This is a genomic window from Moorena bouillonii PNG, assembly GCF_001942495.1.
In the GTDB taxonomy this organism is placed as follows: domain Bacteria; phylum Cyanobacteriota; class Cyanobacteriia; order Cyanobacteriales; family Coleofasciculaceae; genus Moorena; species Moorena bouillonii.
In genome coordinates this window covers 4684539-4697584 of the sequence record NZ_MKZS01000001.1, presented here as the reverse complement: position 1 = coordinate 4697584, position 13046 = coordinate 4684539, and the positions used below count along the sequence as shown (strand labels likewise).

The 13046-nt window shown below is 40.6% G+C and carries 11 protein-coding genes; 8 read left to right on the top strand and 3 right to left on the bottom strand.

The features are described 5' to 3' along the window. Nucleotides 1-50: 50 nt before the first annotated feature. A complete protein-coding gene (locus BJP37_RS19040) occupies nt 51-947 on the bottom strand; it encodes an IS4 family transposase (RefSeq protein WP_081431250.1) in 897 nt (298 codons plus the stop codon). Nucleotides 948-1908: 961 nt separating this feature from the next. On the opposite strand from BJP37_RS19040, the gene BJP37_RS19035 reads away from it, so the two are divergent. From BJP37_RS19035 to BJP37_RS19010, 6 genes are all read left to right on the top strand, one after another. Beyond that, nucleotides 1909-3303, top strand: coding sequence for a glycosyltransferase (locus BJP37_RS19035; protein WP_075901089.1), 1395 nt, complete (start codon nt 1909-1911; stop codon nt 3301-3303). A gap of 62 nt (nt 3304-3365) precedes the next feature. Beyond that, on the top strand, nt 3366-4103 hold the full coding sequence (locus BJP37_RS19030) for a class I SAM-dependent methyltransferase (protein WP_081431501.1): 738 nt from the start codon (nt 3366-3368) through the stop codon (nt 4101-4103). Nucleotides 4104-4168: 65 nt separating this feature from the next. Continuing rightward, nucleotides 4169-5836 carry a hypothetical protein gene (locus BJP37_RS19025; RefSeq protein WP_075901085.1) on the top strand — a complete coding sequence of 556 codons (1668 nt, stop codon included), beginning with the start codon at nt 4169-4171 and terminating at the stop codon, nt 5834-5836. An 872-nt stretch (nt 5837-6708) separates the two neighbouring features. Then, nucleotides 6709-7158: a helix-turn-helix domain-containing protein gene (locus tag BJP37_RS19020; RefSeq protein WP_075901083.1), complete on the top strand. Its 450-nt coding sequence runs from the start codon at nt 6709-6711 to the stop codon at nt 7156-7158. Nucleotides 7159-7260: 102 nt separating this feature from the next. Beyond that, complete coding sequence (locus BJP37_RS19015; protein ID WP_075901081.1) at nt 7261-8214, top strand: lysylphosphatidylglycerol synthase transmembrane domain-containing protein; 954 nt, start codon at nt 7261-7263, stop codon at nt 8212-8214. Between the two features lie 203 nt (nt 8215-8417). Then, nucleotides 8418-10034 carry a sensor histidine kinase gene (locus BJP37_RS19010; RefSeq protein WP_075901079.1) on the top strand — a complete coding sequence of 539 codons (1617 nt, stop codon included), beginning with the start codon at nt 8418-8420 and terminating at the stop codon, nt 10032-10034. Between the two features lie 18 nt (nt 10035-10052). Here BJP37_RS19010 and ilvN read toward each other — a convergent pair whose 3' ends face one another. Beyond that, nucleotides 10053-10571: an acetolactate synthase small subunit gene (gene ilvN / locus BJP37_RS19005; RefSeq protein WP_075901077.1), complete on the bottom strand. Its 519-nt coding sequence runs from the start codon at nt 10569-10571 to the stop codon at nt 10053-10055. Between the two features lie 332 nt (nt 10572-10903). Here ilvN and BJP37_RS19000 point away from each other — a divergent pair, with 332 nt between their 5' ends. Further along, nucleotides 10904-11245, top strand: coding sequence for a BON domain-containing protein (locus tag BJP37_RS19000; RefSeq protein WP_075901075.1), 342 nt, complete (start codon nt 10904-10906; stop codon nt 11243-11245). 18 nt (nt 11246-11263) lie between these two features. Here the strand turns inward: BJP37_RS19000 and BJP37_RS18995 are convergent, their stop codons facing one another. Further along, entirely contained in the window at nt 11264-12175 is a 912-nt protein-coding gene (locus BJP37_RS18995; RefSeq protein WP_075901073.1) for an alpha/beta fold hydrolase, read from the bottom strand. A gap of 216 nt (nt 12176-12391) precedes the next feature. On the opposite strand from BJP37_RS18995, the gene infC reads away from it, so the two are divergent. Continuing rightward, nucleotides 12392-12922, top strand: coding sequence for a translation initiation factor IF-3 (infC, locus tag BJP37_RS18990; protein ID WP_075901071.1), 531 nt, complete (start codon nt 12392-12394; stop codon nt 12920-12922). The last annotated feature ends 124 nt before the right edge of the window (nt 12923-13046 follow it).

The following is a 13046-nucleotide window of genomic DNA, read 5'->3' as shown; positions in this document are numbered from 1 at the left end:
TTTATGCGCTGTCCCTGATTCAGCAAGCATTGTAGATCGGTTGTCACCCTTTAAGCAGTTTTACAATCTTTAAACATTGTTTCAATGCTCCATCTAGCCGAATAAAATGATAAAGTGAGTTTTAGACTATGGAGGCTAGTCAAAATATACCAGGGTTCTAATGGTCCTCGACCTCGATATTTACGTTTCCAATAAGCCGCCAGATTAACTTTGCCTAACTGATGTGTTTTAGTGGCAGAAATATCGGTAAAAAATCGAGACATTCCCGGTTGAATATCCAAGTCTTTTAGAGCCTGATAAACTGAGTCATCATCCGAGATACAAGTCCCTTTCTTTTGACGTAAAGCCAAGTCGATTTTCCTGTGCTCAAGCCACTTTGCCAGTTTAACACTCTGAAATTCACGATCTCCTAATAAAAGAACTGGATAAGGACGAAGTAGCCGTAAGACCGGGGATAAACTCTTTTTTTGTTCTCTCAAGCTACTACTTCCTTTTTTATCTAAAAGTTGCCAATAAACGGGGATTGCGTGTTGATTCCAAACCAAACTTAACAGAATTAGATTTCGCTCTTGCCACTGAGTTCGGTCGATAACCAACAACAGGTATCCTTTGTGAATTAGTTTAAGTTTCTTCGCTCTTCTTCGATAAAAACGATTCCTTTCAATCCCACGAAACTCTTTTTTTAAGAATTGCTTAATTATCGGAAACCACAATAATTTTGCACTCAATTGGGGCAAATTTAAAAACCTTTGAAGATTCCTAACTCGACTTTCATATTTGAGAGGTTGTGGAAACAATTGAGCCAACCGAGCTAAGCATACATTACGATGGCTTTGCATGATAAGAATTAACAACTGTAGAGTCAAGTATTGGGTTAGACTTAGGTGTGCCTCGAATACAGTTTGGTAGAATTGTTCGCGTAGCGTGGCCGAAAGGCCAGGGAACATTTTTGTTTGAAGGGGTTGTTTTTTAAACAACCCTTTTTTTGGGGACTCGTTTGTTCAAAGCCTTATTATATATGCTTTACAGCCTCCTTGTCACCCCTTGAGGATCAATGCTTATCCAAACTATAGCGCTATTAAAATTGTGGTGATTAGATCATGTCTTATCAAAAAAATGGCGTTGCTGATTCTGGGTATGGTTTTGCCCCCCTAACCCCCCAATTCTGGGGGGAATAAGACGTTCAAAGTCCCCCGAGCGAGCAATCCCTCGCTCGGGGGATTTAGGGGGCTTTAACAAAACCAGATGATTGCGCATTCATTCCTTAATTCAGCAACGCCAAAAAAATTAGGGCTATATTTAATCCTCCCCAACCCAATTATTATACCGCTATAGTTTTGATAGGCTCCTACTCTTAATTAAATATAGCGCTATTTAATTAAGAGTATCCTTTGCCTCCGCCGGTCAAGTAATAGCGCTATAGTAATTGGGTTCAATTCAAGCTACTAAATATAGCGCTAATCTAATCAGCTTACTAACTTCCTAAAACTATAACGATAGCCAAGATATTAAATTATGTAACAATTACCAAAAAATACTAGCACTATTTAAAAATTTGTGTTAACCTCAGATATAAACTATACAAGAGCGCTATAGTAAAGAGGAAAAGGCATGGTAGCAAAAGACATAGTGGAATTTTAGGAAGAATCTGAGGGTAATCTATATAGGCTAAGGTTTTTAGGTTAGTCTCTTTCGCGACTCAATCCGATCACAGAAACAGTTTCGATAGCAATGCCCACCTGCTGAGAGAGATGGTGTCAGCGTTTTGACAATGTCTTCAAATTGGTGCTATTTGGAATTTTATTCACAATTATAATTTAGCGCTGCCTTAGGCACTGCTTAATAGACCGGTTGTAAATCATAACATCACTAATTCTACAGAACTGCCCATAATTTTTATTAGATGATATGAACTATAAAAATTGGATGGAAAAATGGAGAAATCGAAATCTCTACTACTATAAAGACTTAGAAAAGTTTTTCCGCTTTTCAACACGTCCTGGCTATTCTGTCTTAGAGGTTGGTTCACGTTTGGGGTACTTATTAGCGGCTGTTAATCCAAGTTATGGCCTCGGAATTGATAGAAATTCCGAGGCCGTCGAAGATAGTCAGAAAAGTTTTCCAGGACTGGAGTTTCAGGTAGAGAATATAGAATATTTTCAACCCCTAGAGAAATTTGATTATATTTTATTGGCCAATACAATCAGCTACATAGAGGATATACAGAAGGCATTACATTCTATAGAAAAAGCCTGCCATAATAATAGCCGTTTGGTCATGACGTTTCAAAACCCTGTATGGGAACCTATTCTACAATTTGCCACCTTGATCGGGCAACGCATGCCCTTATCAGATCTCAACTGGTTGAGTCTGGAAGATATTCAAAATTTATTACAACTAACTGGTTTTGAAGTCCTTTATCACGGAAAAAGATTACTCTTTCCAAAGCGAGTGCCACTAATAAGCTATTTTATAAATCGGTTCCTAGCACCCTTGCCTTTTATCAACCAACTTTGTTTATGTGAGTATATTATTGCCAGATTACAGCCTAAAGATGCTGATGCTCAAACCCAAATTCAGCAAAGGACTTGTTCAGTGATTATTCCAGCACGAAACGAAGCAGGGAATATCGAAGCTTGCGTCACCCGGATGCCAAAATTGGGCCGACATACTGAAATCATCTTTGTAGAAGGAAACTCTAGAGATGACACCTGGTCAGAAATTCAACGGGTTCAGGAAAAGTACAAAGATCGATGGGATATAAAAGTTGCCCAACAATCAGGGATAGGCAAAGGAGACGCAGTTCGCCAAGGCTTTAACATGGCAACAGGAGACGTTTTTATTATCTTAGATTCCGATTTAACCGTTAAGCCAGAAGATTTAGTTTACTTTTTCGAGGCGATCGCTTCTGGATACTGTGAATTTGCTAACGGTTGCCGCCTCATCTACCCAGTAAATGCTACTACTATGCCCTGGTTGAACCGAATGGCTAACCGTTTCTTCGCCTGGCTACTATCCTATCTTCTTAATACTAAAATCAAAGACTCTCTCTGTGGAACCAAGGCAATTTCAAAAGAGAATTATTGCCGCATTGCGGAAAATCGGAGTTACTTTGGTGATTTTGACCCTTTTGGCGATTTTGATTTGTTATTCGGCGCTGCGAAGTTAGGATTAAAAATAAATGATATTCCCGTCCGTTATATGCCCAGAACCTATGGCGCTTCAAATATTCAGCACTTTAAGGAGGGGTTGGTACTTTTTAAAATGTGTGCTTATGCAGCCAAGAAGATAAAGTTTTCCTAATTATATAGCTGACTTCTGTGATTACTATGCTTAACTTATTAAGACTTCCTGAGTTATCTAAGATGACCAATCTAGATAATCCAAACAACATCCATGTATTAAGGGCAATAATTCAGCGCAAACCCTTTCTTATAAAAACTTATAATAGTTTTTATAATCAGTTATTAGTGAGAATTAAGACAATTCCACCAGATGGTAAAATTGTGGAGCTTGGTAGTGGTGCTAGTTTCTTAAAAGAATACAATTCTCAAATTATCACTTCAGATGTCTTACCCTATGATGGTGTTGATCTAGTTTTTTCTGCTTTAGATATGCCCTTTGAAGACAACGATCTTAGTGCCATCCTGATGATTGATGTATTGCACCATATTAAAGATTCGCGACAATTTTTTCGGGAAGCAGATCGTTGCCTTAAGCCTGGTGGAAAACTTGTCATGATCGAACCAGCAAATACTTGTTGGTCTAACTTTATTTATAAGAATTTTCACCATGAACCATTTAATCCACGGGGGTATTGGGGTTTTGAAGAAGGGGGACCATTGTCAGGAGCAAATATGGCTATTCCTTGGATTATTTTTAACCGAGATAGCGAACTTTTTCGGGAAGAATTTCCTCGTTTAAGAGTACGAAGTATAAAAAATCATACACCCTTAAGATATCTGATTAGTGGAGGATTGTCTATGAGACAACTTCTCCCATCAGCCCTTTTTAGTCTAGTGCAATTTATGGAATGGCTTCTATCACCCCTTAATCCTCACTTGGGAATGTTCATGACGATTGAACTAGAAAAAGTAATTTAAGTGATAGCTAATGCTTAAATTAATAATAAGGATAATTATATTAAAACAACTACGTTAATGCTTCTATGAACATCAGTCATTTCCGGCAGAAAGTATCTAAAAAAAAGCAATTTGTTTATTTATTTATTATCCCGGTTATCTTCGCTGTTATTTCTCTGATTATTAGACAGGAATTCGGTCCATATTGGCTTGGAATAAACTCTGATCCTGAGTATGCTTATCTCCTAAATTTTTTAAATATCATCCAATTCCAAACACCTGGTCATACCGATCATCCGGGCACTACTCTACAAGTTTTTGGTGCTATTGTTATTCAAATCACTTATTTTATTCAGTACCTGACGAATTCTGTTGTTTCTAATATTACAGAATCTGTACTGCAAAATCCTGAGTTTTATTTGATCACTGTCAACACCATCCTGCTTCTTATCATAACATCTTGCTTGTTGCTGGTGGGTTTAGTTGCTTTTGCATTCTCTCAGAATATTGCGTTGAGTTTACTATTACAGTTAGGACCTTTTTTGTGGACTCCCCTACAAGAATCCACCCGTGTGAGACCGGAAACCCTACTACTTTCTTTGACTCAAGTGTTGGTGATTCTGCTGCTATTTTATCTTTACTCAGAGAGAGCCCGATTGCCTAAATTTGCCCTAGCTATCGGTATAGTTTTGGGATTAGGGATATCCACAAAAGTCACATTTATCCCCATGATACTGGTGATTATGCTGCTTCCTGGTTGGTTTCAGAAAGGATTAGCAATTTTTACAACAATAGTCACGTTTTTTATTACAACATCTCCTATTTTTTCCCAATACCCTCGTCTTTTTAATTGGTTGACGTCGATTGCGACCCATACAGGACACTATGGCAGTGGTAATCCAGGTTTAGTTGATATTTCAAATTTACCAAGCACCTTTATTAACTTGATTCCCCAGGATAGATTTTTCTTTTATACTGTTGGCTTATCGGTATTAAATTTCTTCATTGTTACTGTTTGGTTTTGGTTGGCTAGACCGACCTTACAAAATTTCGATTTACAACACAAATACTCTCCTATCGTCCCCGTTCAAAAGCTTTATTTATTGTACTTATGTCTTTTGTTGATTATTGGGTTTCAAATAATGCTTACGTTAAAACACCCTGCTACTCATTATTTAATCCCATCTATGGGGTTATGTAGTCTGCTGATTTGGGTGCAAGTTACTCTATTTGAACAACAACTGACTACTCTTTTACAACCAAGTATTTATGCAAAACTAAGTCTACTTGTGTTAACGGTGTATGTGACAGCAAGTGCCGCAGTTACTTATCAGCTAATGTTACAGGATAAAAATAGTCATCAATCTTATAGGGGTGAAATTAAAACTATTAATCAGTTGATTAAGCAAAATTACAATAATTGTATTCACGTAAGATATTATCGGTCTAGCGATAGACAATATGCACTCAAGTTTGGTAACGATTTTGCTTCAAATCGGTTTTCTAAGGTCTTAGAATATAGTTTTCCTGATGGATTTTTCTACAATATATGGTCTCGTAAATATGAATCTTTTAATCAAGAATTAGATTTAAGTAATCTTATAGAGAAGAATTGCATTATTTTTCAGGGTAGCCCCTTGAACGAAGCACATTATTCACAATTCATGCCAAGCACAACAATAGAAATAATTTTTGATGGTCAGAGCGAAAGCCTTTACAAGCTAATACAAAAGCCCAATGACAAAATAAAGTAGGTGGGCAGCTAGGGCAAACCCATCTAATCCTCATAACCCAGCTTAGAAAAGAGTTTGACTAACCCTAATTATTAATTACTGGTAAAAAAGACGCTCCCTTCTGCTTTCGCCGATATTTTTATTGGCAAGGTGAGCGATGGTTAGTAATTGATGAGTTACAAGCTAAGTCTTGGAAATCGGTACAAAGTGTCGGAATTGGTGGAGACCAGACATCGATTTATGTGGTGATGAGTCGTACCTTTCAAGCAGGACAATTACAACCCTGGGTTGACCTAAGTGATGAGGTGCAAACCTTGGATGATTATGAATGGTTGAAGTTCGAGCAGCGTTTTTGAGATCAGGTAACTTGGAAAATATTTTTGAGTGCCTCAGTGGTCAAGTGTTGTGTGATCAATGCTTATCCCAACTATAGCGCTATTAAATTTGTTGGTAATTAGATCACCTTTGCTGTGAAATTAATAGCGCTATATGAATTGGAACAATAAACATAGCGCTATATAAAACCACTAACAACACTGAATAAAGCTAGCGCGCTTATTAAGCTAACGGCCAAGATACTATAACGCTACATTAATTCATTAGCTAACACTCTGATGATTAAACTATAGCGCTATTTAATTTATTGCCAATACTGTTTAGATCACCTGTCCCAAAAAGCAATAGCGCTATAGTAATTTTACTAATAAGATTAATCAAACTACCTCAACGATCTAGTACTTTACTTTCCACTCTAAACTCAAACTTATAACACTATATAAACAACATACTATTAAATTATGTAACATTTTTTACCAAAACACTAGCGCTATTTAAAAATCTGTGTTATAGTCAAATCATGAACAAACAATAGCGCTAGACTAAAAGGCAAAGACATGGCAGCACAACAGATAACTACAATTGGAACCACTCAAGCAGCTTATCTTTTAGGAATTTGTGTCCAACGAGTTCGCCAACTCCTGAAAAGCGGCAGAATTAAAGGCGCTCAAAAAGTTGGCAGATTTTGGCAAATTCCCCTATTTAACGGCATGCCCAGAGTCATTCCTGGTAAGCGTGGACCAAAAGGAACCTGGAAAAAAGTTGCTCAAAAGGTGGCGACTTACATCCACGTCAACCAGCAAATTATTAAGGAAAATAGAAAATACGATACTTACAAGCCTGTCCTGACCGTCAAACAAGGCAACCGCAACACCTACGGTCATTATGTAGAAATCAAAGGCCCATCTCGCTTAGTTTATCAACCCAATTGTCCTAAGCATTGTGGGGCTACGGTGTGGCTAGAAGTTGACCCAGCTGTTGAAATTCTGACTAAAGTTTTTGGTTAGCATCAGATGTTGAAGGTTGTTCGCCTTTGGCGTTCCCCTAGGGTAGATTGAAGGTTGACCGTTGCCGGTTGCCTTTTGCCTTTTGCCTTTTGCTGCTAATCCATGAAACGACTAATCTCCATTGCCATCAGCCTAATCATCCTAGGGGTAATTTATACCAAAATTGACTTTCCCGAACTGATCGCTGTATTTAAAGAATGCGATCGCATGTGGATGGCGATTAGTCTGGGCATGGTGATTCCGATCACCCTGTTTACGGCTTGGCGACTGCAACAACTAATGCCTACAGGTTCCCAACTCCGATTTTGGGAAGCCAATCGCCTGATTTTAGCTGCCAGTACCCTGAATATGGTCTTGCCCTCCAAAATGGGAGATATTGCTAAAGCCTACTTTATGAAGCAGCGGGGTAATTTAGCTGGGAGCTTGTCGTTAGCCATCGTGATTTTCGAAAAAGCTTGTGACATGCTGTCTCTACTGCTATGGTGTGTCTTTGGTTTATTACTATATCCGGGCAAAAATGACTTCTTTTGGCTGATGACCGCTGGGATAATTTTCGGGTTAATTCTAGGGCTATTCCTGCTAAGCTCCCGCAAATTTGCCCATTTATTTTTCTTGCTGACAAAAAAAATTGCACCCAAAAAATTCCGCTCAAAGCTAGAAAAAATGCAAACTTCTTGGGGGGAAATGCACGGCTACTTCTGGCATGACCCCAAGCAGTTATTCAAAATTACCCTAACTTCAATTTTTATCTGGTTCTTACACTTATTGCAAATTTGGTTATTTATCCTCGCCCTCAACGCCTGGACACCCTTTTTAACCAATCTCGCTCTGTCCCCCCTAGCCATTTTAGCGGGATTGTTACCACTAACCTTTGCGGGGGTTGGCACCCGTGACGCTGCGCTAATTTTCTTCTACCAACCCTATTTTCCGGCTGCTACAGCTGCCGCCTTAGGGTTGCTGTGTACTTCCCGCTACCTACTTCCCGCCATTGGTGGATTACCCTTTCTAGGACAATATTTGACTACAGTGCGTAACTTGGGAAAAAAACCTTCTTAATTTGACTGTTGTCAAGGGGAGATGTATGTTAAATTTATTTAAATTCGGAGCAGTTTAGTTAATATTTTTTTAAACAACCGCTCAGGGATGGCACAATTCCCCAACAGCAAATACTATAGTCTGTAGCGGAAACCCATCCTTCAACAGGCAGCTAAAATGCTCAATAGTAATGGTCGTGAGGGAAAAAGGTGAGGCAACAATCTATGTTAATCAGTCGCAGAACTTTACCCCCTAGCTCTGGCAAGCGGGTCAAACCTAATCCAACGGTTCATAAAAACTTCACCAAGTGGAAAACTAGTTGGCAACCTACCAATCAGACACTAGCTGAGCCAATAATTGACCGTAAAAGAGTGGAAAAATCTCTCTTAGCAGTCCAACAGAGATATCGGTCTCTATTTGAAAACTCCACTGATGGTATCTTTAAAATTACCCCTGATGGTTACTATATAGCCTGCAACCCATCACTAGCTAGACTATATGGCTATGAATCACCTAACCAATTCCTCAGTCATGTAACTGGTGTTGGGGAGTACCTTCACAAAGATCCCCAGCGACGCTATCAATTCCTTGAACTACTGCACTTGAGGGGTTTGGTAGAGGATTTTGAATCCCAGGTCTATCGCCAAGACGGCACCCTAATGTGGATTTGCGAAAGTGCTTGGGCAGTGCGTGATGCTACTGGTTACATTCTATACTACGAAGGTTTTGTAAAAGATATTACTAAACAAAAATTAACTGAAGCAGCTTTACAAGCAGCACAAGCAAAATTAGAAGCCCAAAGCCAGGAACTGGAGAATGTCTTAAAGAAGCTGCAACTGGCTCAAGAGCAGTTAAAGCAAAGTGAAACAATGTCCACCTTAGGACAGTTATGCGCTGGTGTTGTTCACGAAATCAACAATCCACTTAACTTTATCTGTGGAAATGTGACTCCAGCAAGGGACTATAGCGAAGATTTATTAAGACTGTTGGGATTATATGTCAAACACTATCCCCAGCCTGTAGCCGAAATTCAACAGTACGCCGATGCAATTGACCTAGATTTCCTAATCCAAGATTTTCCCAAAGCCCTATCATCCATGGGATTAGGTGCAGAACGCTTGCAACAGATTGTGCAGTCAGTGCGCCACTTTTCCCGACAGCAGACCGATGAAAAGCAGCGCGTGAATATTCATCAAGGGATTGATAGTACTCTGACTATCCTCCATAATCGCTTAAAGCCCAAAGGAAACAATCCCGGGATTACCGTGACCAAGGACTATGGAAAACTCCCTTTAGTGGAGTGCTACTCTGGTCCAATCAACCAAGTGTTGATGAACCTGCTGTGCAATGCCATTGATGCTCTAGAAGAGGCACAGGTTAATAGGTTCTTTGTTAGAGGTTCTTCACCTGTTCAGGTAGACAGGTTTAAGGTTCGAGTTTCCCCTCAGTCTTCTGATTCCCCGCAAGGTGTAAATCAAAAGACACCAGCACTGCCTAATATCACCATTCGGACAGAATTTATAGGCAGCAATGGTGATCTTGGGGACAGTTCTGGTGGACAGGTCGTGATCAGAATCATCGATAATGGTCCGGGAATGACAGAAGAGGTTAAACAGAAGATATTTGAACCATTCTTCACCACCAAATCAATCGACAAGGGAACTGGCTTAGGGCTAGATATCTGCCGGAAAATCGTTGTTGAACAGCATGGCGGTCAAATCCTATGTACCTCTAATCCCGGTAAGGGAACAGAATTTGCGATCGCAATTCCTGTAGGTTCATATCATAAAGGCTTGCAGGCAAAAGAGACGAACCAATCACCAATGACTAACGACCAATGACTAATGACTAATGACTAATTAAACTTTTGCCTCCAAAGACTTGAGATATTCAGTATTGACTCCCGATTCTCGGGTTAGGGCGATTTTGCCAGTCCGGGCAATTTCGCGGATACCAAACTTATTCAGCATTTGGGTCAGTGCTACCATTTTACCTGGGTCTCCCACAACTTCTAGAGTTAGTGACTCCTCAGATGTATCTACGATATGGGCACGAAACACCTGGGCTAATTCAAGAATCTCCGAGCGGGTGGAACTAGTAGTGTTAACCTTGAGCAGCATCAACTCCCTTTCGACACAGGGAATTGTGGTAATATCCTGTACTTTGAGGACATTAATTAGCTTATAGAGTTGCTTAGTCAGCTGCTCAATGCTGCTGTCATCTCCAGGTACTACCATCGTAATTCGAGATATACCAACCTGCTCAGTTGGTCCAACGGCAAGACTTTCGATATTGAAGCCTCTACGGGCAAATAAACCAGCAATGCGAGTTAGAACACCGGCTTCATCTTCAACTAAAACGGAAAGGGTATGTTTCATAGTTTGACTTGGGAGTGGTGGGGGCGTGTGCTGCCTAAATTGCTATCAACGTGATTTCTTGGTGAGACTGTTGAGTGGTTAAGTGTTGACTAGCCCTTTTTTAAGGGGGGATAAGGGATGAGCAACGGTTAACTGTTAAGTTTTTTGAAGCTAAGCGTCAACGGTCAACGGTAAACCAACTACCATTTTATCCAGGTTTTGAGTAACCAAGAACTCTAGTAACAGTGTGCTGTATCTAAAGATATATTTTTTCTGAAACTAGGCAGCTAATTGCCAAATTCCTCGGTAACATAAAAATCGATAAAAACTGATTGGAGTGAAACACAATATTTATGGGTTGGTTACAACGACTTTTTGGATTTGGAAGCCCAGAGGAAGCTGCCGCAGCTAGTACCCCTTCAGAAGATGCACCAGCAGGAGATGACATTCCCCCAGAACGACTGGGGTTAAATGGAGAATACGACCAAAGCGGCCTTGCCAAGCGAGTTGTTTGGGCTTTTGACCAAGACAACGACCTGGATGACGAGGAGAGGCTCTGGGTTGCTCAAACTGGCGGTAAAGTTGTGCTGAAAGGAGAAGTAGCTAGCCAGGAGGTTCTAGATAAGATGGTTGATGTTGCCTCAGGTGTAGATGGTTGCACGGAGGTTGACACTGATCAAGTGAGCGTCGGCTAATACCAATTGTGGGGATAATCAAACCTTAGCTCCTAGCCACTCTAACAGGATCAGATTCACCTGTTCCGGACATTCATCGTGGGGACAGTGACCAGCATGATCTAACTCCAATAGCTCTAAATTAGGATTGAGTTTAACAAACTTGCGAGCTAAGATGGGGGGAATCATTCGGTCTTTTAGTCCCCACATCAATAGCATAGGAATATCTAATGTAGGTAATAGGGATTTGACCGGTAGACTAAAGTTAGGAGCACTCATCCCTCTCAAAAGTCTACTAAAGGTTGCCGCAGCTCCAGGATCGGTGGCAGGGACACTCAGAATTTCTACTAAATCATCTGTAACTGCCTCTGGATTAGCATAAGCTAACCCTGCCCACTTACGAACAACCGTTGGACGTCGTACTACGTAAAATAGGGCTTTGAGTAGCACTGGTGATGCCACTAGATTCTCAACTGTTGAGACTATCGGTCCGAGCCAACTAGGAATGGCTTCTTCTCGGGCTTGGAAATCTGGTAAATTAATCATCACCAGACCTTTAACCATCTCTGGATGGGTTGCTGCTGCTCCTAGACCAACTAGGGAACCAATGGAGTTACCTACTAACACTACGGGTTTTTGGATAAATGTTTGCCAAAATTCATAAACCTGAGCTACCCAAAGGTCAATGGTGTAGTCAACCGCAGCTTTCCGGGATGCCCCAAAACCCAGCAGATCTAAAGCATAAACGGTATGATGTTGACCGATTACGTCTAGGTTATTACGCCAATGCCCGACCGAAGCACCAAACCCATGAAGCAGAATAACTGGTGTTGTCGGCTGGACAGTTAGGGGTTGGGGTGGGCGAAAATAGGTATAACGGATCGGCCAACCCCGCCAGACCCAATCCCTTTGACTACCAACTCGTTGCTGCCAATGCAAAGATTTGGTCACAACCTGCCTCAACTTCAAAAATATTTACAAAGCTTCTTGTGTCCATTATGCCTTCCCTATCAGGCAAAGGAGTAAGTTATAACTATTCCATCGGCCTTAGTTTCCTACGTGATGTTAATAATTTGAACAGAAACAAGAAAGGAATTAGTAAAATGGCAAGTGTATGTAGTAAGTCTATTTTTTGATTAATCCACTTAAGAAAATAAACAAACGCCTGTGAGTGATAATAGAAGACGCCAACGCGATCTACCCCAAATTAACGAAAGAATTAGGTTTCCCAAGATTAGAGCCATTGATACCGATGGGGCACAGCTGGGTATAATCACACCTCAAGATGCCCTGCGGATTGCTGAGGAAAAGGAGTTAGATCTTGTCCTGGTTAGTGACAAGGCAGATCCGCCAGTTTGTCGCATCATGGACTATGGCAAGTACAAATTTGAACAAGAGAAGAAAGCCCGTGAAGCCAAGAAGAAGCAGCACACGGCTGATGTCAAAGAAGTGAAGATGCGCTACAAAATAGAAGACCATGACTACAATGTGCGGGTCAATCAAGCGGAGCGCTTCCTGAAATCTGGCGATAAGGTCAAAGCTACCATTACCTTCCGAGGTCGAGAAATCCAACACAGTAATTTAGCTATGGCACTACTCGAGCGCATGGCTAATGATTTACAGGAATTGGCAGAAGTCCAGCAAGCCCCTAAGCGGGAAGGTCGCAACATGATGATGTTGCTCTCCCCCAAAAAATAGTGGTTATAGTGATTGGTCATCAGTGATTGGTCATTAGTGATTGGTCATTAGTGATTGGTCATTAGTCATTGGTCATTAGTCATTGGTCATTAGTCATTGGTAACCACATGTGCAGGTGCCTGGA

Bases quoted from the DNA above. Each gene is read 5' to 3' on its own strand.
- BJP37_RS19040 (WP_081431250.1), bottom strand. From the start codon at position 947: ATGTTCCCTGGCCTTTCGGCCACGCTACGCGAACAATTCTACCAAACT.
- BJP37_RS19035 (WP_075901089.1), top strand. From the start codon at position 1,909: ATGAACTATAAAAATTGGATGGAAAAATGGAGAAATCGAAATCTCTAC.
- BJP37_RS19030 (WP_081431501.1), top strand. From the start codon at position 3,366: ATGACCAATCTAGATAATCCAAACAACATCCATGTATTAAGGGCAATA.
- BJP37_RS19025 (WP_075901085.1), top strand. From the start codon at position 4,169: ATGAACATCAGTCATTTCCGGCAGAAAGTATCTAAAAAAAAGCAATTT.
- BJP37_RS19020 (WP_075901083.1), top strand. From the start codon at position 6,709: ATGGCAGCACAACAGATAACTACAATTGGAACCACTCAAGCAGCTTAT.
- BJP37_RS19015 (WP_075901081.1), top strand. From the start codon at position 7,261: ATGAAACGACTAATCTCCATTGCCATCAGCCTAATCATCCTAGGGGTA.
- BJP37_RS19010 (WP_075901079.1), top strand. From the start codon at position 8,418: ATGTTAATCAGTCGCAGAACTTTACCCCCTAGCTCTGGCAAGCGGGTC.
- ilvN (WP_075901077.1), bottom strand. From the start codon at position 10,571: ATGAAACATACCCTTTCCGTTTTAGTTGAAGATGAAGCCGGTGTTCTA.
- BJP37_RS19000 (WP_075901075.1), top strand. From the start codon at position 10,904: ATGGGTTGGTTACAACGACTTTTTGGATTTGGAAGCCCAGAGGAAGCT.